Below are 19,861 nucleotides of genomic sequence, written 5' to 3'. Positions count from 1 at the left end.
ATCGGGTCGGTCGAGAGGTCTCATGGTGTCGTTGAAGCAGATGGTGTGTGCCGCGGCCGCGTTGCTTGTGATGTCCGCCGTCGCGCGTGCGGAAGAGGGCTTTCCCTTCGGCACCGAGATGACGCTGGAGGCAGTGCCGCAGCCGGGCTCGAAGCGCATCCCGAACCTCGAGATCGGTGGCAATGGCGAGGTCGTGCTCGAGCTCTGGTGCAAGGGCGGCAAGGGCCAGTTCTCGGTCGCCGGCAACACCGTGATCTTCGTCCCGGGCCAGATTCAGGATCGTTCCTGTCCGCCGGCAAAGGCCCAGGCTGATGATGATCTCGTCGCAGCGCTTGCCGCCGTCGAGACCTGGAAGCGGCAGGGCGATGTGCTCACGCTGGTCGGCCCGAAGACGCTGCGCTTCCGCGAGAATGGGAATTGACGCGTCAGCGTCATTCCGGGGCGCGCGAAGCGCGAACCCGGAATTTGGGGATTGCTGCGCGAAATTCTCTGGTGCGCGATTGCGCACCAGAGTTCGACGCTGGCGCGTCGTCCCGGAATGACCTCGTCACTTCCAAATCGACTTGTCGGCGTCCCAGCGCTGGCCCTTCAGCTCCTTGGCGAGCGCCTCGATCGAGCCATTGTCGTCGGGCTGGTCGCCTTCCTCGTCGGCAGTCGCCTCATCCGACACGTTGAGCTTTGCACCGCTGCTCTCGTCGGCCGTTGAGGTCGAGGGGCTGCCGATCCAGACCATCAATTTGTCTGATGTCCCCGGCTTGTCGGCGGAGACGAGGCCCGAAACCTCGATCGTATCGGTGAGCTCGAGCGCCGGGAAATCCTGGTTCGGCCGCTTGAACACGAGCTTGAGCTTGCCGGTGGCGGGGTTGAAGCTCTGCGAGACCGGCTTCGCCGCAAGCGTCTTGCTCAGCACGCCGGCGATTGCGCTGGCGAGCTTGTCGCGGTTGATCTTGTCGCCGTCGCGCCAATCGGCGGCGGGGAGGCGGATGGTGCGGTCCATCTCGGCGAGCCCCGCGGTCCAGCCTGCGGCCGTGACGCCCGGCATCGCCTTGAATTTCGCCAGCAACGCGGCCGCGCGCTCCGGATCGACCGACATGTTGATGGTCTGCTCGCCGGCGCGCAGCGCATCGCAGCCCACGGAGAGACTTGCCAGCGTCACCTCGACATCCTGGCCCTTGAGGCTCTTCAGGAAGTCGGTCGCGGCATCGAGCTTGACCTTGACCGCGATTGCCTCCGGCGAGACTTCGGTGAAATCCTTCGGTTGCGGCGTGATGCCGTCGTCGGTGGTCTGGTTGTCCAGGAATTCCTTCTCGCTGAGATCGGCATTGTCAGGCGAGGTCACTTCGGTCACGGCCTGGCCGATGCCGATCTGGCCGCGGAACTCGAAGGTGTCGCCGGTGGGCTTGCGCGTGAGCTTGACGGTGACAGGCGCCTTCGCGCCGAGGCTCGAGGTCGTGCCGGTCAGCGTCTGACCGGAGACCTGGAGATTGACCACGAAGCGGTCCTTGCGGTCGGAGTTCTTGGCGACGGGGTAGCAGACGTCGAGCACGGCCGTGGTGACCGTCTTGCCCTGCCGCGTCTCCTTGAGAATCACGTCGGCATTGCCGTCCATCAGCCCGTCGATCGAGGTGAAATAGCGCGTCTCGGTGCCGCCGGGCGCCGTGGCCTTCGGCGACAGCTTCATTTGGGCTGAGGCGACCTCGGGCGAAGCTGCAAGCAGAGCGGCCAAAAGAGCTGTCGAGCAAACCAGAAGCGGGCGCATTGACGAAATCCTCGAACGAATGGAATCGGGCGCCACCGTAGTGGGTTTTGGCCGCCGGTTGAATCGGAAAGCGCCAGCCATGATCGGCAAAAAAGAAGGCCGCCCGGAGGCGGCCTTCGCAACACTGTCAGGTGAGGACGGGCTTAGAAGCCGCCCATGCCGCCGCCGGCCGGCATGGCAGGCGAAGCTTCCTTCTTCGGCATCTCGGCGACCATCGCCTCGGTGGTCACCAGCAGGCCGGCCACGGAGGAAGCGTCCTGCAGCGCGGTGCGCACCACCTTGGCGGGGTCGATGATGCCCTTCTCGATCATGTCGACATAGTCCTCGGTCTGGGCGTCGAAGCCGAAGGTCTCGGACTTGTTCTCGAGGATCTTGCCGACCACGATCGAGCCCTCGACGCCGGCATTCTCCGAAATCTGGCGGATCGGAGCTTCCAGCGCCTTCAGCACAATGTTGATGCCAGCCTGGACGTCGGCATTGGCGTTGGTGAGACGGCCGACTGCCTTCTTGGCACGCAGCAGCGTGACGCCGCCGCCGGGGACGATGCCTTCCTGCACCGCGGCGCGGGTGGCGTTGAGCGCGTCCTCGACGCGGTCCTTCTTCTCCTTGACCTCGATCTCGGTCGCGCCGCCGACGCGGATCACCGCGACGCCGCCGGCGAGCTTGGCCAGACGCTCCTGGAGCTTCTCACGGTCGTAGTCCGAGGTGGTCTCCTCGATCTGGGCCTTGATCTGGCCGACGCGGGCCTCGATCTCGGGCTTCTTGCCGGCGCCCTTGACGATCGTGGTGTTCTCCTTGTCGATCACCACTTTGCCGGCGCGTCCCAGCATCTTCACCGTGACGTTCTCGAGCTTCATGCCGAGGTCTTCGGAGATCAGCTGGCCTCCGGTGAGGATCGCGAGGTCTTCCAGCATCGCCTTGCGGCGATCACCGAAGCCCGGCGCCTTGACGGCGGCAACCTTGAGGCCGCCACGCAGGCGGTTGACGACCAGGGTCGCCAGCGCCTCGCCCTCGACGTCCTCGGCGATGATGACAAGCGGCTTGCCCGACTGCACCACGGCTTCGAGCACCGGCAGCATGGCCTGCAGGCCGGACAGCTTCTTCTCGTGCAGGAGGATGTAGGCATCCTCGAGCTCGGCGGTCATCTTCTCCGGGTTGGTGACGAAGTAGGGGCTGAGATAGCCGCGGTCGAACTTCATGCCCTCGACGATGTCCACCTCGGTGTCGAGCGACTTGTTCTCCTCGACGGTGATGACGCCCTCGTTGCCGACCTTCTGCATCGCCTGGGCGATCATCTTGCCGATGGCGGCGTCGCCGTTGGCCGAGATGGTGCCGACCTGGGCGACCTCGGAGGAGGCGGCGACCGGCTTGGCGCGCTTCTCGATGTCCTTGACGACGGCGATAACCGCGGTGTCGATGCCGCGCTTGAGGTCCATCGGGTTCATGCCGGCGGCAACCGCCTTGGCGCCTTCGCGCACGATGGCCTGGGCCAGCACGGTCGCGGTGGTGGTGCCGTCGCCGGCGAGGTCGTTGGTCTTGGAGGCGACCTCACGCACCATCTGGGCGCCCATGTTCTCGAACTTGTCCTCGAGCTCGATCTCCTTGGCGACGGTGACGCCGTCCTTGGTGATGCGGGGCGCGCCGAACGACTTCTCGATGACGACGTTACGGCCCTTCGGACCGAGCGTCACCTTGACGGCGTTGGCGAGAATGTCGACGCCGCGCAGCATGCGATCGCGCGCGTCTCCGGAAAACTTGACGTCCTTGGCAGCCATGGTCTGCAATCCCTCGTGTTTCGTGATGTGTCGTGTCTTGTGCTGTGCGGCGGAATGATGGATGCCCGGACCTCATGATCCGGGCATGGCATTCAGCGGCCGTTCAGGCGTCCGGCCTTAGGCCATCACGCCCATGATGTCCGACTCCTTCATGATCAGGAGCTCTTCGTTGTCGATCTTGACCTCGGTGCCCGACCACTTGCCGAACAGCACGCGGTCGCCGACCTTGAGGTCGATCGGGATCAGCTTGCCAGCCTCGTCGCGGCCGCCCGGGCCGACGGCGACGACTTCGCCCTGGGACGGCTTTTCCTTGGCGGTGTCGGGGATGATGATGCCGCCCTTGGTCTTTTCCTCGGCGTCGATACGTTTGACCACGACACGGTCATGCAGCGGACGAAATTTGGACTTAGCCATGACGTTTCCCTTTGGAAGCTCGCTTTTCCGAAAGCAGCGGAAGTGGGTGAGGGCAGCGCTGCCGTCCACCCTCTTTCCGAGGATCGAACGGCGCACTTAGCAATCGGTCTTTCCGAGTGCTAATAGTGCGCAGGGGATATGGCTTGGCTGCGATCCTGTCAAGCAAAGGTGGTTAAGCGATTGGTGAGGCGGATATAGGATGGTGGCACTGGAAACTCGTTCGGGGCGAAGGCGTATATCAAGACGTCATTGCTCTGGCTGCGGTTTTGCGCTTGGCTGCGGGAGGGATGCGGCCATGGTCTTGTTCGGGGGAATGCCATGATCAGTTCAGCTCACGCACGCACGCTTGCCAATCTGGCGGCGGCCTCTTGCCTTGCGCTGCTGCTCGGCGCTTGCGGCGGCGGCATGAGCCTGCCGTCCTTCTCCTCGTCCCAGCCGGCGCCCGAGGCCGAGCCCGGCGTCGCGCCGGAAATGCCGGCCTCGATCCGCGCCGACGAGATCGTCGGCCGCTGGGGCCTCGCCTCGTTCCAGAACCCGGCCGACCGCGCCCGCACCGAAGCGGCTGCACGAGCCCAGTGCAAGAACCCCTACGTGATCGGCGCCGGTTCCTCCGGCGGTGTGATCATGCATCTCGCCGACCAGGCCACGCCGCAGGAACTGCGGCTGAAGGGCTCGCCAGGCGGCAAGAACTATATCGGTCCCTCCGGCCCGACGCCGGGTGAGCAGGACCGCGAGATCGTCTCCTTCGACGGCCGCGTCATGATCACCCGCTTCGTCGACAAGGACGCCGCCACCCGCTACGGCAACATGGTCTACGTCCGCTGCGCACCGAGGGCGTGATTTCTCACTCCCGTCATTCCGGGGCGATGCGAAGCATCGGACCCCGGAATCTCGAGATTCCGGGTTCGGTCCTGCGGACCGCCCCGGAATGACGAATAGGCGCAAAAAAACGAAAAACGCCGGCTTGCGCCGGCGTTTTGCTTGTCTCTCTGCCGCGTCCGCTCAGTCGAACAGCGCGTCGATGTCGTCCTGCGAGGCATGGCCGACGTCGCCGGCGAGCTTCGGTCCGTTTAAAAGCTTGTCGTCCTCGCTGCGGGTGTCGACCTGCGCCGGTGCGTGGGACTTGATCGCGTCGACGCCGCCCCAAATCTCCATCATCGAATTGATGTGCTGCTCGATGAACTTCATCGTGGTCATGACCTTGCTGATGCGCTGGCCGGTCAGGTCCTGGAAGTTGCAGGCTTCGAAGATCGAGATGACGCGTTCCTGGATGTCGTCGGCGAGCCGCTTCTGCTGGTCTGCCGATTGCACCTTGGACATCGCGCTGGCCGCCTGGTCGATCGATTCGGCCGCTTCGAGAATTTGCTGGGTCGCCTGCTCGGTGCCGCCGACCACCGCGCCGAGCTCGCCATTGACCTTGGCCATCTCGCCGCCGTCGAAGCTCTTGCCGTGCAGGGTCGCGATCTCGCGCTTGGTGCGGTCGATGGCATCGTGGATGAGGTCGAGCTCGACCTTCAGCTTCTCGCACTGCTCGATCTGGGCCCGATAGGTATCGAGCATCGTGCGCGCTTCGGAAAGCTCGTGGGCTGTGGAGGCGTCGATCGCGGCCATGGCTGCGCTACCGGACAAGGGCACGCTGCCTTTCGCCATCTGCGCGCGGATCGCACGCAGCTCTGCCATGATCTCGCTGTGCATCGGGCCTGCCTCTTCAGTTACGTCAAGAATTGGCATCTCGCCGCCGGCGATATCCTCGACACGAAAACGTTTGCGGTGAACAGCCATCAGGATACTCCCCCCACCTCATTCACGCGTCTTTGTAGGCAGAAGCAATTTAACACGAGGTTCACAGCCGGAACTGAGAAACGGCCGCGCGCGACGGCATGCAAACGGGCGATTAACCATGAGGCTCGCGCCTTCACCGAAAATAAACGCTGATCGCCGAATTGGCCCGCTGCTCGCGACGTGGTGAATCGAAACGCCCGATCCGTTTACCAAACGAAACGGAGTTTGCTCTTTATTGACCACGTCGAGGACGCGGGAATCCCCCAGCGCGTTCGGCGGCGAATGCAACTAGACGAAACAGTACAGAGTACGTCGATGTTCAAGAAAATGTCTGTCGCGCTGCTCGGCAGCGCTTGCGCCTTCATTGTCGGCGCCGATCGCGCCGCAGCTTTCGACAATACGGTGCCGAACGATCCGCCCGCGGTGCTCTACCAGCCGCGGGGCGTCCCGGCCCCCGTGCGCGTTGCTTCCAATGCCAACATGGGCGGCGGCTTCATCGAGTTCCTGTTCGGCGACGGACCTGGCCGCGGCCCGGCCTATGCGCCGCAGCAGCCGATCTATCAGCAGCAGCCGGCTTATGCCGATCCGCGCCGCCTGCCGCCGATGGGCGAGCCGCAGATGCAGGGCGGATATCAGCAAGGCGCAAGCTACCAGCAGGAGGCGGTCGATCCGCGGCAGCGCCCGTTCGATCCGAAATTCGAGAAGCAACTTGTTGACTATAGCGGCAAGGAAAGTGCCGGCACGATCGTGGTCGATTCCAGCAACAAGTTCCTCTATCTCGTCGAGGGCAACGGCCGGGCGATGCGTTACGGCATCGGCGTCGGACGCGAGGGCTTCACCTGGGCCGGCGTGAAGTCGATCACGGCCAAGCGCGAATGGCCGGATTGGACGCCGCCGGCGGAAATGCTCGCCCGCCGTCCCGATCTGCCGCGGCACATGGAGGGCGGTCCGGAAAATCCGCTCGGCGCGCGCGCGATGTATCTGGGCTCCACGCTCTACCGCATCCACGGCTCCAACGAGCCCTGGACCATCGGCACCAACGTCTCCTCCGGTTGCATCCGCATGCGCAACGAGGACGTCATCGACCTCTACGGCCGCGTCAATGTCGGCACCAAGGTCGTGGTGATGTGATCCTCGGATCCTCCAAATGACAACGGCCGCCTTCCGGGCGGCCGTTTTTGCTTGGCGCTGAGAATGGCCTTACGCGTTGTCGCTGCCGCCGTCGTCTCCGCCGCCGAAGTCGCTGTCGTCGGCCATGTCCATATTGTCGTTGTCGTTGTTGTCATAGTTCTGATCGTCATTGTCCCGATCGTTCGACGCCTGGTCGAAGAAGCCCTGACGGGAATCCCGGTTCGATCCGATGTCGTTGAGGCCGGCATCGCGGGCGAGCGAGCTGCCGGACTGGTCGCCAGCCCACGGGCTGCGGTCGCCCAGGGCATTGGTGTCGCCGAAAGCCTGATGCGATCCGCCGCCCATCATGCCGCGGATGCTGGAGAGCAGCAGCGAGCCGCCGACCACACCGGCGGCGGCTGCCGCCGCGGTGCCCAGGAACGACCCGCCGCCACCGCCGATCGGTGGGGCGCCGTAGCCCTGACCATAACCTTGGCCTTGCCCGTAAGCCTGACCATAAGGCGGCTGGCCGTAACCCGGCTGGGCCTGCTGCATTGCCTGGCCGCTGTTCCAGACCGGCCGGGAGTCACGCGGAGGCACGTTCGGAACCGAGCCTCGTGATTGGCTCGAGCCGAACAGCGTGTCGCGCATGGTGTCGAGGAAGCCGCCGGATTGCTGCTGCTCGGGCGCATGGGCCGCTTCAAGCTCCTGGATGCGATTATGTGCGCGCTTCAGCGCTTCGTCCTGCAACAGCGTGGTCTGCACCAGCGCATAGACGGCGCCGGGTGCCTTGCGTAAGCCGTCCGAAATCGCGGCGATCGCGTCGGGATCGCGCGGTGCATTTTCCAGTTTCGAAAGCCGGTCGAAAAGCTCGTCGACGAGCTGGCGTTCCTGCGGCGTCATGGTCTGTCTCCCTCGCGCAAAACAAGCGCAAGCGGGATGTAGGGTTCCAATGTGGCCCCAACAGTGGCGGCTGGATTAAATTTCGGTATGCGACAGACTGCCTCGCGCCCTGACTTTCGCCGGTTTCATCCCAATGTCACATGGCTGGCCGCGAGCAGCTGGGCGAAGGCGTCGCTTGCGAGATAGGCATGCTCGCGTTCCCTGACATCGGTCATCGGGTCGAGGCCGGTGAGGACCTCGTCGACGAAGCCGGGATGGCACATCACGAGGCCGCCCTCGGGGAGGCCCTGCAGGAACTGTCGCATCAGCTCGCCGAAATCGGCCGCGTGGGTGAAATCATAGGCGCCGGCAAAGGCGGGATTGAACACAAGACCGGCGCGCCTCGCTCGGCGGCGGAATTGCGCGCTGAGAACATCGAGCACCATCGCTTTTGGCGAAGCCAGCCGCTGCGCCAGCGGCAGGTCGCGGCCGCCCTGCCGCACCCAGGCTTTTGGCGCGACGTCGCTGACGGCCTCGACGAAGCCGTCGCGCACCTGCGGAAACAGCTGCACGTGCTGATGCCCGTCGACGAAATCGGGCGGACGGCCGAAGGCTTCCGAAAAGGCCACGAGCTGCGCTCTCACCTCATTGCGGAAGAATTCGCTGTCGAGCCGCCGCATCAATCCGGCGCGCAGCAGGTTTGGAAAGGCCATGAACATGTCGCCGTCGAGCGGGCGGAAATGCATGGTGAGCGGCCGGAACGGCGCCGACAGCGTCACATGCAGTCCGATCGCGCAGCGCGGGCTTGCCTTCGCCGCAGCCTGAAGCGCCTCGACCTCGCCGCGCGCGATCGCGGGGCCGACCATCATCACCGAGGTGGCGTTGAGGCGGCCGCGCTCGATCAGGTCGCGGATGGCACGATTGACGCCGGGGCTGATGCCGTAATCGTCGGCGCAGAGCCAGATCCGCCGCAGGCTCGCGGCCGCGCTCATTCAGCCGCCGTCCGCTTCGAGGCGTCGTCGGCCTTGTCGGTCTCGAAACGCTTTTCGCTGTGTTCGGCGACGAAGTAGATCGGACGCGCCTTCAGCTCGGAGAGGATCTTGCCGATATATTCGCCGACGATGCCGATCATGATGAGCTGCACGCCGCCGATCGTCATCAGGCCGACCACGAGCGAGGGATAGCCGGGCACCTGCTTGCCGGTCGTGAAGACCTCCCAGAGGATCGAGAGGCCGAACAGGAAGGCGATGCCGGCGAGGATGACGCCGAGCAGGCTCGCGAAGCGCAGCGGCGCCACCGAGAACGAGGTCAGGCCCTCGATCGACAGGCCGAGCAGGCTTGCGGCGTTGAAGGTGGTGACGCCGTGGACGCGCGCCGCGGGCTCATAATCGACGCGGATCTGGCGGAAGCCGATCCAGCTTGCCAGCCCCTTGAAGAACCGGTTGCGCTCCGGCAGCTGCCTGAGCGCCGTGACCGCGCGCGGCGAGAGCAGGCGGAAGTCGCCGGCGTCTTCCGGAATCTTCTGGCGGGCGCCCCAGTTGATCAGCGCGTAAAAGCCGTGCACGGCGAACCGGCGCAGGAAGGTCTCGTTGTCGCGATGCGCCTTGGCGGTATAGACGACGTCATAGCCGTCGTCGATCCAGTGCCGCACCAGCTGCTCGATCAGGGCCGGCGGATGCTGACCGTCGCCGTCCATGAACATGACCGCGCCGAGCCGGGCATGGTCGAGGCCGGCCATCAGTGCGGCCTCCTTGCCGAAATTGCGCGATAGCGAGACCACCTGGATGTCGATCGCGTCGGCCGGCAGCGAGCGGGCGATCGACAGCGTTGCATCCTTGCTGCCGTCGTCGACATAGACGACCTCGCAAGACAGGCGATAGCGCTCCCGCAGAGTCTTGGCGAGATCGCAGATCCGCTGGTGCAGGGAGGCCAAGCCTGTGGCCTCGTTGTAGACGGGGACGACAATCGACAACCCCTTCGCAGCGGCATTCGCTGCGGTGGTCGTCAGGGCGGAAACGTCAGAGCCCAGCGTCATCGATCAAGGTTCCAGAGGCGTTCAAGGTCATCCCGACAGCATATGGTAGCTGTCGCTTGCTGTCGCTACGCTGAACGGAGCGGCGCGAGAACTTTGGGCTCACCGCCGCAGGAAGGTCTCGAGCTTGGCGAACAGCGGGTTCTCCCGGTCGAACACGTAGTCGAGCGAGACCACCGAGACGGTCTCGGCGCCATGCTCGCGCAGGAAGCTCGCCAGAGCATAGAGCTGTCCCGGCGGGCAGTGCAGCGTCAGCATGCCCGACGAGGTCGGTCCGCCGAACGGGGCTTCGACGCCGAACCGGCTATGGGCTTCGCCGAGCAGGGCGGCGTCGCACTGCCGGAATCGGGTCCGCACTTCGCGGTATTTGTTGGCGCGCGCGCGTGCCGCGATGTGATCGAGGATGACACGCGCGGTTTCCATCGCCTGCGGCGACCAGTCGGCGTGCCGCGAGGCGACCAGATTGGCCTGGCTGCGCAGCATCACGCCGTCGTCGAGCACCCGCAAGCCGTTGGCGGCGAGCGTCGCGCCCGTCGTGGTGATGTCGACGATCAGCTCGGCGCTGCCGGCCGCCGGCGCGCCTTCGGTGGCACCGGCGCTCTCGACGATGCGGTAATCGGTGATACCGTGGTTCTGGAAGAAGGTGCGGGTGAGGTTGACGAACTTGGTCGCGACCCGCATCCGCATGTGATGCTGCTCGCGGAAGCCGGTGGTCACGTCGTCGAGATCCGCCATGGTGCGGACGTCGATCCAGGCCTGCGGCACCGCGACCACGACATCGGCATAGCCGAAGCCGAGCCCGTCGATCAGGGACACGTGCTTGTCGGCATCAGCGATGTTCTCGCGCACCAGATCTTCGCCGGTGACGCCGAGATGCGCGAAGCCGCGGGACAGCTGCGAGGCGATCTCGCTCGCCGAGAGATAGGCCACCTCGACATTGTCGAGGCCCGCGATCGTGCCGCGATAGTCGCGCGCGCCGCCGGCCTTCGACAGCTTGAGCCCTGCGCGGGCGAAGAAGCCTTCCGCGTTTTCCTGAAGGCGGCCCTTGGAGGGAACGGCCAGAACGAATGGCGCGCTCATGACTTAAGCTCCCACCTTGCGCCCGATCCGGGTCAGCGCGTCGACCCAAACCGAGAATCCGACCGCCGGAATCGGGGCTGCTGATCCGAGCTGGGTCATCAGCCCATCATAGCGGCCACCGGCGACCAGCGGTTCGGCGCCGTTGCCCCTGTAATGCAGCTCGAATTCGAAGCCGGTGTAATAGTCGAGCCCGCGGCCGAACGCGGTCGAGAAGCGCGTGTTCTTCACGTCGATGCCGCGCGCCGCCATGAAGCCGACCCGGCTCTCGAACTGGTCGATTGCAGCGGCGAGATCCAGCTTCGCGTCCGCGGTGAGCGCGCGCAGCTCGGCGACAGCCTCGTCGGGATTGCCAGCGATCGACAGGAAGCGCTTGAGCACGGCGATCGCCTCGCGCGGCAGCGCGCCGCCCTTCAGCGTCGACTGCTCGAGGAAGCGGTCGGCGATCTCGGCCGTGGTGCGGCCGCCGACATTGGTGGTCCCGGCGATCGACATCAGATCGGTGACGAAGGCCAGCGCCGCCTTGCGATCGGAGCCGGCGAGCGCGGCCAGCACGCCCTCATATTCGCTGCGGGTCGCGGTCGCCGCAGCTGCCAGCCGCTCTAGATCCTGCTCCAGGCTGATCTTGCGGTTGAAGTCCTTGACCAGGCGGCGACGCCAGACCGGATAAAGGTCGAGTGCATCGAGCAGCGCGTTGAACAATGCCACGTCGCCGGTCCGGATCTCGACGTCGCGCACGCCGAAAGCGGCGGTCGCCTCCAGTGCCAGCGCCAGGGTCTCGGCATCCGCGGCGGCGCGGTCCTGACGGCCGAATGACTCGATTCCGGCCTGGAGGAATTCGCTGGCCTGACCGCTGCGGTAGCGGAAGACGGGGCCGAGATAGCTGAATCCGGCCGGCTGGCCGGCGCGGCCGGAGGCGAGATAGTCGCGCGCCACCGGGATCGTCAGGTCAGGGCGCAGGCAGAGCTCTTCGCCGGACAGGTCCGTCGTCAAATAGAGGCTCTTGCGGATGTCCTCGCCGGACAGGTCGAGGAACGGCTCGGCCGGTTGCAGGATGGCGGGTTCGGCCCTGACGTAGCCGGCCTGCGCAAACGACAACAGCAGCGTATCCGCCCAGGCGGCAGAGCCGGCAGCATTTGAGGTGGCAGTCGCGGTCATAACAGGGGTCCATCGTCCCGGTGGAACCGGGCAGGGCAAGGGAGGCAGGCGAATTGGCGCAGGCCTTAGCATGGCCGGAAAACGGTTTCGACCTCCAAAGGATCAATCGCTTAACGACTTTGGAGCCGTCCGGACGATCTCGCCCGGGTCCGCCTTAGGACGGCCGAGATTGGCCTAAACGGCGGCGCGGTCTAGATACCATCATTGGCGTCAAGGTAATTAAATACCCTAATCCTTTGTGGGGGAGCCGTCGTGCGGCGGCACCTCCCGCTCATTCGATATGGTCCGGGACGTCGCTGCACTCTTCCACAGTTGGTGCTTCGGCTGCGGCAAGTCCCGCGGCGTTTGATGCGGCGTCCTCGGCGAGCCGCTCCGCCAGGTCTAGAATTCTCTGCCGCTTGCGCGCGTCGGTGATGCTGAGAAATGCCTTGATGAGTCGCACGTCCTGGCGGATGTCCGATCCAACGTCGTCGTCCATGGCCATTCGTTTCCACTCTGGAACCGCCGGCTGAATGGAGCCGGCATCATCGACATCGCTGAATGCTGTCGTGGATCGCCGTCGATCCACAGTCCGCCGCAAGGCCGATCGCGAAATTGGTCCGGCGGAGCGCCCCGCGCAGCTGGAACATCACAATGAGAGATTGAGGGCGCCTGGCAAGTTGTCACATACTCAATTTGGGTATGCCGGATGATACGCTCGCCGCGGCCTTCGTTTACAAGATGAATGTTGGTTTTTCGATTCATGCGCAATGCTTCAGATATCATCCGAACGGTCTCGCGACACACGCTGGCCTATATGCTGTTTTCGATCAGCGAGATGTTCCGGAACTACGACGAATTCGATCCGATGGACCTTCTGATCGTTCATGCGATTCTCAATGCGAACGTCATCAACGTGATGAACGATCCGTCGTTGGACGAGAAGTTTTCCAGTATTCACACGGTCGAGCCGGATACGATCAAGCAGGGCGTGTCCCGCGCGGCACTCTCCCGCTTCCTCAGTCTGCCGCTCGAGACGGTTCGCCGTCGCGTGGCGGGATTGAAGCGACGGAAGATTCTCGCCGAAACCAAGGCCGGGCTGATCGTGACCGAGCAGAACGCATTCAGGTTCGGCAACAATCACGAACTGCAGAAGACCAACATGCTGCTGCTCACGAAGCTGCTTCGCGATCTCAAGCGCGCGGGCATCAACGGGCCGGATGATCTACGAGCTCCCGAGAGCGCTGCATCGATCAGGAAGGCGACGTAAGCGGCAGGACCATGGATCAAATCCCTCTCACCATTGCTCGCGATGGAGTTCAAAAAGGCGCTGCGGAGGGCTTGGTGTCGTTCCAGGGCCTCAAGCCATCCCCGGCGCTCGAGCTCCGGTCGTACGACATCGATCATTTCGGCGACAGCGAGAGATATGCCGGTGCGTCCAGCATGCCATTGTCTCCCGGCTCGACGGCGATCATGCGGGCGCGGCTCAGCCTGCCGAACCTGAGCCTGTCTCTGGTGAAGACCTTCCCGCGGATCATTCGCGGTTACCAGCTGGCGCACGCCGTCGCCGTGGTGGTGCCGATGGACCAGGTGACCTCGACCTGCATCAATGGGCAATCCATCGGCAGCTCCATCGTCATTCTGAAGGGCTCTTCCGATTGCCTGGTCTATGAGCCGGTCGGTCGTCTGATCGGCGTCGCCTACTTCACGCCGCCCGCGTGCGAGCCCTGGTCCCGGCTGGATGACGGCTATCATTTGCTGAGCGTGCCTTCGGACCTGCTCGCCTCCCTCCGCGCCCTGTTTTCGGCAACGCTTGAGACGGCTGCCAATGATCCTGGCTTCCTGAGCGAGCCGACTTCGCAAACGAACGTCGAACAGTCCCTGCTCAGTGCGATGGATAGCGCCATTCGTTCCAGCGTGAACAGCAAATCGGTGCAAGCCACGACGGAGAGCTACCTCCGGATCGTCGCCGACATGGAAGGATTGATCCGGCAAGATCTGACGGTCTGGCACAAGACGACCGAACTGGCCGAGCGGGTGGGCGTGTCGGTCCGAACTCTCCAGAGTGCGACGAAGGCCATCTGCGGCATGAGCCCGCATCGCTATAGCCGCGTCCTGCGTCTCTGGTCGGTGCGCAAGCAGCTACGCGTCGGTCCGGGACGGCGCAGCGTGAAGGCCTGCGCCATTGCGCATGGCTTCTGGCATTTGAGCGAGTTCGCGGCCAGCTACCGGTCGGCCTTCGGCGAACTCCCATCCGAGACCCTCTATCGATCGGTGCGGGAGCACAGCTAGAAGCCGCGACCTATTCGCGCGTGCCGCCCCAGTCGCCCAATACCGCTTGGACCAGCGCCAGCGCTGCGACCGCGGCCGTGTCGGCGCGCATGATCCGGGGGCCGAGGGCGAGTCGCAGGATTTTCGGCTGCCGCAGCAGAAGGGCGCGCTCTTCCTCCGCGAAGCCGCCCTCGGGGCCGATCAGCACGTCGATACCGCGGCCGGCCTCGTGAGCATCTTGCAGGCCTTGAATCGGGCTTTGCACCTCGGCGGCCTCATCGCAGAAGATCAGCAGGCGGCCGGCCGGGCGTTGACTGAGGTAGCGCTCGAGCGGCACCGGTTCGGCCACGGCGGCGATGCTCAAGATGCCGCATTGCTCGGCGGCCTCGACCACATTGGCACGCATCCGCTCGGTGTTGACCCGGGAGGCCTGGGTGAACCGGGTCAGGACCGGCTGAAGCGTGGCCGCGCCCATCTCGATGGCCTTCTGGACCATATAATCGAGCCGGGCATGCTTGAGTGGGGCGAAGACGTAGGCGAGGTCGGGCAGTCGATCCTGCGGGCGGACCTGCTGAAGGATGACGAGGTTGTCGGGCCGCTTTCGGCCTTCGATCGCGGCCTGCCACTCGCCGTCACGGCCGTTGAAGGCCAAAACCTCGGCCCCGGCGGCCAGGCGCAGCACATTGCCGAGATAGTTGCTCTGGTCGCGGTCGAGCGGAACCCGGGCGTCCTGGGCCAGGGGGGTGTCGACGAACAGGCGGGGAGCGCGAAAATCGTGGGAGGGCATTGGTCAAAAGTCCGATTTGCGGCCGTTCTTAACCGAAAGCAGCCATTTCGGGGGTAAATATTGCCAAATTGGTGTGTCGGCGCGCCGCGCTCTTGCCCCATTCGGCGGGTTGTTAAGGGCCGGCGGGAATCGTAAAATCGCGACACGCTGGTTGCGCTTCAATTGGGAAGGCGCCGAGCCCCCGTAAGCTCCTGCCGGAGAGACTATCTTGATGATCCGTCGTTTGATGGTTCCGATCACTGCCGCTATGGTCACCATGGGCGCCGCGGGAGCTCATGCGCAGGGGTTCCCGGCGCCACTGCCGAACCAGGCCGCAACCGATTCCGCATTTCCGCCCGTGAACGGCCGAGCGCCGGTCGCCTCCGTCGGCGCCGCGCCGCAGGCCTCGTTCCCGGTCAACGGCGCGGCCCCTATCGGTGGTGCCGGCGCGTTCAGCGCAGCCCCGCCGACGCAAGCGCCCGGCGAAGATTGCATGAAGGCGTTCGTCCCGCTCCGCGAGGAAGCCGAGAAGCGCGGCAAGCTGATCAAGGCCGCGAGCGATCGCCATGCCCCTCCAGACGAGGCCTGCAAGCTGATCGGCAATTTCAGCCAGGCTGAGCTGAAGATGATCAAATACGTCGAGGTCCATGCGGCGAAGTGCGGGATCCCGCCGCAGATCGGCGAGCAGATGAAGACCGGGCACAAGAACACCGAGGCGATGCAGAAGAAGGTCTGCAACGTCGCGCAACAGATGGCAAGCCAGCCGCGCGGTCCGGCCGGACCGTCGCTGAGTGAAGTGGTGGGTTCGGGCTCTGCGCCGGAAGCCAATGCCGGCAAGAAGGGCGGCAGCACCTTCGACACGCTCAACGGCAACGTCCTCACCCGATGAGCGACACATCAGCCCGTGTTGCCGACTCTACCGGCAACTGGGTCGATACGCTCGCGCCGCAATGGGCGCGGCCGTATCTGCGCCTGTCCCGCTTCGACCGTCCGATCGGCTCCTGGCTTCTCTTGATGCCGTGCTGGTGGTCGGCCGCGCTCGCGAGCGGCATGGCGCATGACGTCCGCGGTCTTTTGCTGGTCGTCGTGCTGTTCTTCGTCGGCGCTTTTGTCATGCGCGGCGCCGGCTGCACCTGGAACGACATCACCGACCGCGACCTCGACGACAAGGTCGAGCGCACCCGCTCGCGGCCGCTGCCCTCGGGGCAGGTGACCACCAAGCAGGCGCTGGCCTTCATGGTCGCGCAGGCGCTGATCGGGCTCGTTGTGCTGCTGCAGTTCAACCGCTTCGCGGTCCTGACCGGCATCGCCTCGCTTCTGATCGTTGCGATCTATCCCTTCATGAAGCGCATCACCTGGTGGCCGCAGATCGTGCTCGGGCTCGCCTTCTCCTGGGGCGCGCTGATGGGATTCGCCGTCACCTTCGGACGCATCGACGTTACCGCGCTGGTGCTCTACGCCGGCGCTATTTCGTGGGTGATCGGCTATGACACCATCTACGCGCATCAGGACGCCGAGGACGACGCGCTGATCGGCATCAAGTCCACCGCGCGTCTGTTCGGTGCGCACACGCACCAGGCGCTGATCCTGTTCTATGGTCTTGCGGTCATGCTGATCGGCGTCGCGCTGGCGTCAGGCGACGCGCGCTGGCCGGCGTGGATCGGGCTTGCGGCCTTCGCCGCGCATCTGGCCTCGCAGATCATGCGCTTGAGGATCGACGATCCAGACTTGTGCAAGCGTCTGTTCTACTCGAACAAATATGCGGGCTTGTTGCTGTTTGCGGGATTGCTGACCGACGCGGTGTTGCGGGCCGCGTAGCGCCCGCTCAATTCCTTGCGATGATCTCGCGTTCTTCGCGATGAATCGGCAACTCGCGCGCCATGGCGGTGCGGCGGCGCATCAGGAATTTCGGACGGCGGGCGCGGATCGCATTGGCGCGGCGACGGCGGGCTGCGGGCTTGCGGGCACCTTCGTCGAGCTGCGGCAGCGCAAAGATCTCGCTCCAGATCGCCCACGCCTCGGCGAGATCGTCGCCATCGGCGCTGACCAGCAGCGGAACGGACAGCGAGGGATCGCGATGGACCAGCACGAGGGTCTGCGCTTCGTCATTGCCGCGCAGCGCGACGCCGGTGAAGTCACTGACGCGCACGTTGATGGCCATCTGCATGCCGCGAACGGCACGGCGCAGCACGACACGCTCGCGATGAAGCTCGATCTGTCTTGTGTAGCCGTCGGCGCGCGGATCATGCGCATCGAAGCGGACCGGAAGGGAAAGAGGGTCGAGCCGCAAGCTGCGGCTCGACCCGGCGGGGTTGACCCCGCATGTTGCTGTTTGACGCCTCACGGCTTTAGTTCTCCCCGCCAGGATTATGTTCCCGGTCGATGCGAGGACCTTAGCGCGGGGCTTTCCGAAACCGCTTAAAAAGGCTGGTTAATCCAACGTCACCGGGCCGCATGATTGACAAGACCTTGGCGCGCATGATTGACGAGACGTTGCGCGAGAGCCGCGAATCTGAGCCTTCTGCGGGCTGAAAATGCTTGAAGTCCGCACCATTTGGGCACATCTGGTGTTCAGGGCCGTATCGCCCCGAAACCTCCCGCGCCCCCAACAGGATTTCGTTCGTGAACCCTTCACCAAGCTCGACGCTTTCGCCCCAGGGCTCTTCAAAGTCCAATCGCGACCTGTTCGATCAGTCCGCGCTGTCGGATCTCGCTCAGCGTCTGGTCGAGGCGGCGAAGCGCGCCGGCGCGGATGCGGCCGATGCCGTGGCGGTGCGCGGCGTCTCGCAAGGCGTCGAGGTGCGTGACGGCCGCGTCGAGGAATCCGAGCGATCCGAGGGCGATGATGTCGGCTTGCGCGTTCTGGTCGGCCAGCGCCAGGCGGTGGTCTCGACCAATGACGTGAGCGGCGATGCCGTGACCAAGCTTGCGGAGCGCGCGGTCGCGATGGCCAAGGTCGCGCCGACGGACAAATATGTCGGCCTTGCCGATCCCGCGCTGCTCGCGCGCGATTTTCCCGATCTCGATCTGCTCGATCCCGACGTGCCCGCGACGTCGGAGCTCGAGCGCCGCGCGCTCGCGGCCGAGGCCGCCGCACTTGCCGTGAAGGGCGTCTCGAAATCCGGCGGCGCGTCGGCTTCCGCCGGCATGGGCGGCATGGTGCTCGTCACCTCGACCGGCTTCCACGGGTCTTACCTGCGCTCCAGCCAGGGCATCTCGGCAACGGCGATCGTCGGCGAAGGCACCAGCATGGAGCGCGATTACGACTTCACCTCGGCGCCGCACGGGGCCGATCTGTTGTCGCCGGAAGTTGTCGGCCGCTCCGCCGGCGAGCGCACTGTGGCGCGCTACAATCCGCGCAAGGTCGAGACCTGCAAGGTGCCGGTCGTATTCGATCCGCGTGTCGCGGGCTCCCTGGTCGGCCATGTCGTCGGCGCCATCAATGGCGCCTCGATCGCGCGCAAGACCAGCTTCCTCAAGGACAAGCTCGGCCAGCAGCTGTTTGCCAAGAACATCCGCATCATCGATGATCCCCTGCGCAAGCGCGGCCTGCGCTCGCAGACCTTCGACGCCGAGGGCGTTGCGGTGAAGAAGATCGCGCTGATCGACGAGGGCGTGCTGACGACCTGGCTGCTCGACTGCGCCACCGCGCGCGAGCTCGGCCTCACCACCACCGGCCACGCCCATCGTGGCGTTTCGTCCTCGCCCTCGCCGGGTCCGTACAATCTGCATCTCGAGCCTGGCATCCCGACGCCGGCCGAGCTGATCGCCGATATCAAGCAGGGGTTCTACGTCACCGATCTGATCGGATCGGGCGTCAATGGCGTCACCGGCGATTACAGCCGCGGCGCCTCCGGCTTCTGGATCGAGAACGGCGAGCTCACCTATCCCGTCAGCGAGGTCACGATCGCGGGCCATCTGTTCGAGATCTTCAAGTCGATGCAGCCGGCGAACAATCTCGAGTTCCGCTACGGCATCAATGCGCCGACGGTGCGCATCGAGGGTTTGACGCTTGGCGGACGCTGACAGTCTCGACGCAAACGTTCTGACGCGCGACGCAGCGCTGCTGCAAGACACGGTGCGGGAGGCGGGCGCGCTGGCGCAGTCGATGTTCCGCACCGAGCTGAGGAAGTGGACCAAGGGCGCGTCCTCGCCGGTCTCGGAAGCCGACATCGCCGTCAACGATTTGCTGGAAGCACGCCTGCGCGGCGCCACGCCGGACTATGGCTGGCTGTCGGAGGAGAGCGCCGACGATGCCACGCGGCTGTCGCGGCGGCTCGTCTGGGTGGTCGATCCGATCGACGGCACCCGCAATTATCTCAACGGCCATGATGAATGGTGCGTCAGCGTCGCGCTGGTCGAGGATGCCGCGCCTGTGCTCGCCGCCGTATTCGCGCCGGCCACCAATGAGTTCTTCTTCGCTGCCCGCGGCCGGGGCACGATGCTCAACGACAGGCCCGCGCGGGCAACGCAAGGCGCCGCGCTCGACTTCTCCCGCATGGCCGGCCCGAAGCCGATGGTCGAGCGGCTCAATGCCTCGAGCGGCGAGGTCAAGCTGCATCCGCGAATCGGCTCGCTGGCGCTACGGCTGTGCCGGGTCGCCAATGGCACCCTGGATGCGGCTTTTGCGGGCGGCAATAGTCATGATTGGGACCTTGCGGCGGCCGATTTGATCGTGCAGGAAGCGGATGGTAGGATGAGCGATCTCTCCGGAGATCCCATCCTTTATAATCGTCGGGAAGTGACGCACGGGGTGCTGGTGGCAGCGGGACGCGATCGTCATGCGAGCATTGTCGCGCATTTTCGAAACCGTCCCCTGGCCTGAAGCTCTTGTCGTCGTGCTCGTCGAACACTGC

General features: G+C 65.0%; 21 protein-coding genes. 9 read left to right on the top strand and 12 right to left on the bottom strand.

Features of this window, described 5'->3' with window-relative positions:
* Positions 1–22 precede the first annotated feature (22 nt).
* Positions 23–421 carry an META domain-containing protein gene (locus tag ACWAT4_RS35380; RefSeq protein ID WP_212297141.1) on the top strand — a complete coding sequence of 133 codons (399 nt, stop codon included), beginning with the start codon at positions 23–25 and terminating at the stop codon, positions 419–421.
* A gap of 126 nt (positions 422–547) precedes the next feature.
* Here the strand turns inward: ACWAT4_RS35380 and ACWAT4_RS35375 are convergent, their stop codons facing one another.
* From ACWAT4_RS35375 to ACWAT4_RS35365, 3 genes are all read right to left on the bottom strand, one after another.
* Positions 548–1,759 carry a hypothetical protein gene (locus ACWAT4_RS35375; RefSeq protein ID WP_212427686.1) on the bottom strand — a complete coding sequence of 404 codons (1,212 nt, stop codon included), beginning with the start codon at positions 1,757–1,759 and terminating at the stop codon, positions 548–550.
* A 143-nt stretch (positions 1,760–1,902) separates the two neighbouring features.
* Complete coding sequence (gene groL / locus ACWAT4_RS35370; RefSeq protein WP_212297139.1) at positions 1,903–3,534, bottom strand: chaperonin GroEL; 1,632 nt, start codon at positions 3,532–3,534, stop codon at positions 1,903–1,905.
* A 117-nt stretch (positions 3,535–3,651) separates the two neighbouring features.
* Positions 3,652–3,948 carry a co-chaperone GroES gene (locus ACWAT4_RS35365; RefSeq protein WP_014491914.1) on the bottom strand — a complete coding sequence of 99 codons (297 nt, stop codon included), beginning with the start codon at positions 3,946–3,948 and terminating at the stop codon, positions 3,652–3,654.
* A 318-nt stretch (positions 3,949–4,266) separates the two neighbouring features.
* Here ACWAT4_RS35365 and ACWAT4_RS35360 point away from each other — a divergent pair, with 318 nt between their 5' ends.
* Positions 4,267–4,788, top strand: a complete 522-nt coding sequence (locus tag ACWAT4_RS35360) for a hypothetical protein (RefSeq protein ID WP_212297138.1) — start codon at positions 4,267–4,269, stop codon at positions 4,786–4,788.
* A gap of 162 nt (positions 4,789–4,950) precedes the next feature.
* Here ACWAT4_RS35360 and ACWAT4_RS35355 read toward each other — a convergent pair whose 3' ends face one another.
* Entirely contained in the window at positions 4,951–5,730 is a 780-nt protein-coding gene (locus ACWAT4_RS35355) for a protein phosphatase CheZ (protein ID WP_212297137.1), read from the bottom strand.
* A gap of 315 nt (positions 5,731–6,045) precedes the next feature.
* Here ACWAT4_RS35355 and ACWAT4_RS35350 point away from each other — a divergent pair, with 315 nt between their 5' ends.
* A complete protein-coding gene (locus tag ACWAT4_RS35350) occupies positions 6,046–6,861 on the top strand; it encodes a L,D-transpeptidase (RefSeq protein WP_212297136.1) in 816 nt (271 codons plus the stop codon).
* 69 nt (positions 6,862–6,930) lie between these two features.
* On the opposite strand, the gene ACWAT4_RS35345 is transcribed toward ACWAT4_RS35350, so the two are convergent.
* The 6 genes from ACWAT4_RS35345 to ACWAT4_RS35320 form a co-directional block, all read right to left on the bottom strand.
* A complete protein-coding gene (locus ACWAT4_RS35345) occupies positions 6,931–7,743 on the bottom strand; it encodes a DUF2076 domain-containing protein (protein ID WP_212445389.1) in 813 nt (270 codons plus the stop codon).
* A gap of 125 nt (positions 7,744–7,868) precedes the next feature.
* Positions 7,869–8,714 (bottom strand): ChbG/HpnK family deacetylase, encoded by an 846-nt coding sequence (locus ACWAT4_RS35340; protein WP_449729246.1) that lies wholly within the window; start codon positions 8,712–8,714, stop codon positions 7,869–7,871.
* Entirely contained in the window at positions 8,711–9,757 is a 1,047-nt protein-coding gene (locus ACWAT4_RS35335) for a glycosyltransferase family 2 protein (protein WP_212297133.1), read from the bottom strand. Before ACWAT4_RS35335 ends, ACWAT4_RS35340 begins: the two co-directional genes overlap by 4 nt.
* A 99-nt stretch (positions 9,758–9,856) precedes the next feature.
* A complete protein-coding gene (hisG, locus tag ACWAT4_RS35330; RefSeq protein ID WP_212297132.1) occupies positions 9,857–10,834 on the bottom strand; it encodes an ATP phosphoribosyltransferase in 978 nt (325 codons plus the stop codon).
* Positions 10,835–10,837: 3 nt separating this feature from the next.
* The gene (locus ACWAT4_RS35325) at positions 10,838–11,989 is read right to left on the bottom strand and encodes an ATP phosphoribosyltransferase regulatory subunit (RefSeq protein ID WP_212297131.1); all 1,152 of its coding nucleotides are present in this window, start codon (positions 11,987–11,989) and stop codon (positions 10,838–10,840) included.
* Positions 11,990–12,260: 271 nt separating this feature from the next.
* Positions 12,261–12,467: a hypothetical protein gene (locus ACWAT4_RS35320; RefSeq protein WP_249209542.1), complete on the bottom strand. Its 207-nt coding sequence runs from the start codon at positions 12,465–12,467 to the stop codon at positions 12,261–12,263.
* A gap of 264 nt (positions 12,468–12,731) precedes the next feature.
* Here ACWAT4_RS35320 and ACWAT4_RS35315 point away from each other — a divergent pair, with 264 nt between their 5' ends.
* Complete coding sequence (locus ACWAT4_RS35315) at positions 12,732–13,238, top strand: hypothetical protein (RefSeq protein WP_212427690.1); 507 nt, start codon at positions 12,732–12,734, stop codon at positions 13,236–13,238.
* Positions 13,239–13,441: 203 nt separating this feature from the next.
* Positions 13,442–14,260 (top strand): helix-turn-helix domain-containing protein, encoded by an 819-nt coding sequence (locus ACWAT4_RS35310; RefSeq protein ID WP_249209540.1) that lies wholly within the window; start codon positions 13,442–13,444, stop codon positions 14,258–14,260.
* A gap of 10 nt (positions 14,261–14,270) precedes the next feature.
* On the opposite strand, the gene ACWAT4_RS35305 is transcribed toward ACWAT4_RS35310, so the two are convergent.
* Complete coding sequence (locus ACWAT4_RS35305; RefSeq protein WP_449729245.1) at positions 14,271–15,026, bottom strand: 16S rRNA (uracil(1498)-N(3))-methyltransferase; 756 nt, start codon at positions 15,024–15,026, stop codon at positions 14,271–14,273.
* Between the two features lie 211 nt (positions 15,027–15,237).
* Here ACWAT4_RS35305 and ACWAT4_RS35300 point away from each other — a divergent pair, with 211 nt between their 5' ends.
* Together ACWAT4_RS35300 and ubiA are read left to right on the top strand one after the other, a co-directional pair.
* Entirely contained in the window at positions 15,238–15,894 is a 657-nt protein-coding gene (locus tag ACWAT4_RS35300; protein ID WP_212297127.1) for a hypothetical protein, read from the top strand.
* Positions 15,891–16,823 carry a 4-hydroxybenzoate octaprenyltransferase gene (ubiA, locus tag ACWAT4_RS35295; protein WP_449729244.1) on the top strand — a complete coding sequence of 311 codons (933 nt, stop codon included), beginning with the start codon at positions 15,891–15,893 and terminating at the stop codon, positions 16,821–16,823. The genes ACWAT4_RS35300 and ubiA overlap by 4 nt, the downstream gene beginning before the upstream one ends.
* A 7-nt stretch (positions 16,824–16,830) precedes the next feature.
* On the opposite strand, the gene ACWAT4_RS35290 is transcribed toward ubiA, so the two are convergent.
* Entirely contained in the window at positions 16,831–17,349 is a 519-nt protein-coding gene (locus tag ACWAT4_RS35290) for a DUF6101 family protein (RefSeq protein WP_449729243.1), read from the bottom strand.
* A gap of 278 nt (positions 17,350–17,627) precedes the next feature.
* Here ACWAT4_RS35290 and ACWAT4_RS35285 point away from each other — a divergent pair, with 278 nt between their 5' ends.
* Together ACWAT4_RS35285 and ACWAT4_RS35280 are read left to right on the top strand one after the other, a co-directional pair.
* On the top strand, positions 17,628–19,031 hold the full coding sequence (locus ACWAT4_RS35285) for a TldD/PmbA family protein (RefSeq protein ID WP_212297124.1): 1,404 nt from the start codon (positions 17,628–17,630) through the stop codon (positions 19,029–19,031).
* Positions 19,018–19,830 (top strand): 3'(2'),5'-bisphosphate nucleotidase CysQ, encoded by an 813-nt coding sequence (locus tag ACWAT4_RS35280; protein WP_212297123.1) that lies wholly within the window; start codon positions 19,018–19,020, stop codon positions 19,828–19,830. The genes ACWAT4_RS35285 and ACWAT4_RS35280 overlap by 14 nt, the downstream gene beginning before the upstream one ends.
* Positions 19,831–19,861 lie beyond the last annotated feature (31 nt).

The organism is Bradyrhizobium sp. T-1, assembly GCF_053592855.1.
This window is presented reverse-complemented; position numbering and strand designations above follow the sequence as displayed.

Excerpts from the sequence above, each read along its gene's own strand:
- ACWAT4_RS35320 (WP_249209542.1), bottom strand. The coding sequence starts at position 12,467 with ATGGACGACGACGTTGGATCGGACATCCGCCAGGACGTGCGACTCATC.
- ACWAT4_RS35305 (WP_449729245.1), bottom strand. The coding sequence starts at position 15,026 with ATGCCCTCCCACGATTTTCGCGCTCCCCGCCTGTTCGTCGACACCCCC.
- ubiA (WP_449729244.1), top strand. The coding sequence starts at position 15,891 with ATGAGCGACACATCAGCCCGTGTTGCCGACTCTACCGGCAACTGGGTC.
- groL (WP_212297139.1), bottom strand. The coding sequence starts at position 3,534 with ATGGCTGCCAAGGACGTCAAGTTTTCCGGAGACGCGCGCGATCGCATG.
- ACWAT4_RS35355 (WP_212297137.1), bottom strand. The coding sequence starts at position 5,730 with ATGGCTGTTCACCGCAAACGTTTTCGTGTCGAGGATATCGCCGGCGGC.
- ACWAT4_RS35375 (WP_212427686.1), bottom strand. The coding sequence starts at position 1,759 with ATGCGCCCGCTTCTGGTTTGCTCGACAGCTCTTTTGGCCGCTCTGCTT.
- ACWAT4_RS35335 (WP_212297133.1), bottom strand. The coding sequence starts at position 9,757 with ATGACGCTGGGCTCTGACGTTTCCGCCCTGACGACCACCGCAGCGAAT.
- ACWAT4_RS35340 (WP_449729246.1), bottom strand. The coding sequence starts at position 8,714 with ATGAGCGCGGCCGCGAGCCTGCGGCGGATCTGGCTCTGCGCCGACGAT.
- ACWAT4_RS35310 (WP_249209540.1), top strand. The coding sequence starts at position 13,442 with ATGCGGGCGCGGCTCAGCCTGCCGAACCTGAGCCTGTCTCTGGTGAAG.
- ACWAT4_RS35365 (WP_014491914.1), bottom strand. The coding sequence starts at position 3,948 with ATGGCTAAGTCCAAATTTCGTCCGCTGCATGACCGTGTCGTGGTCAAA.
- ACWAT4_RS35300 (WP_212297127.1), top strand. The coding sequence starts at position 15,238 with ATGATCCGTCGTTTGATGGTTCCGATCACTGCCGCTATGGTCACCATG.
- hisG (WP_212297132.1), bottom strand. The coding sequence starts at position 10,834 with ATGAGCGCGCCATTCGTTCTGGCCGTTCCCTCCAAGGGCCGCCTTCAG.
- ACWAT4_RS35325 (WP_212297131.1), bottom strand. The coding sequence starts at position 11,989 with ATGACCGCGACTGCCACCTCAAATGCTGCCGGCTCTGCCGCCTGGGCG.
- ACWAT4_RS35360 (WP_212297138.1), top strand. The coding sequence starts at position 4,267 with ATGATCAGTTCAGCTCACGCACGCACGCTTGCCAATCTGGCGGCGGCC.
- ACWAT4_RS35380 (WP_212297141.1), top strand. The coding sequence starts at position 23 with ATGGTGTCGTTGAAGCAGATGGTGTGTGCCGCGGCCGCGTTGCTTGTG.
- ACWAT4_RS35315 (WP_212427690.1), top strand. The coding sequence starts at position 12,732 with ATGCGCAATGCTTCAGATATCATCCGAACGGTCTCGCGACACACGCTG.
- ACWAT4_RS35350 (WP_212297136.1), top strand. The coding sequence starts at position 6,046 with ATGTTCAAGAAAATGTCTGTCGCGCTGCTCGGCAGCGCTTGCGCCTTC.
- ACWAT4_RS35345 (WP_212445389.1), bottom strand. The coding sequence starts at position 7,743 with ATGACGCCGCAGGAACGCCAGCTCGTCGACGAGCTTTTCGACCGGCTT.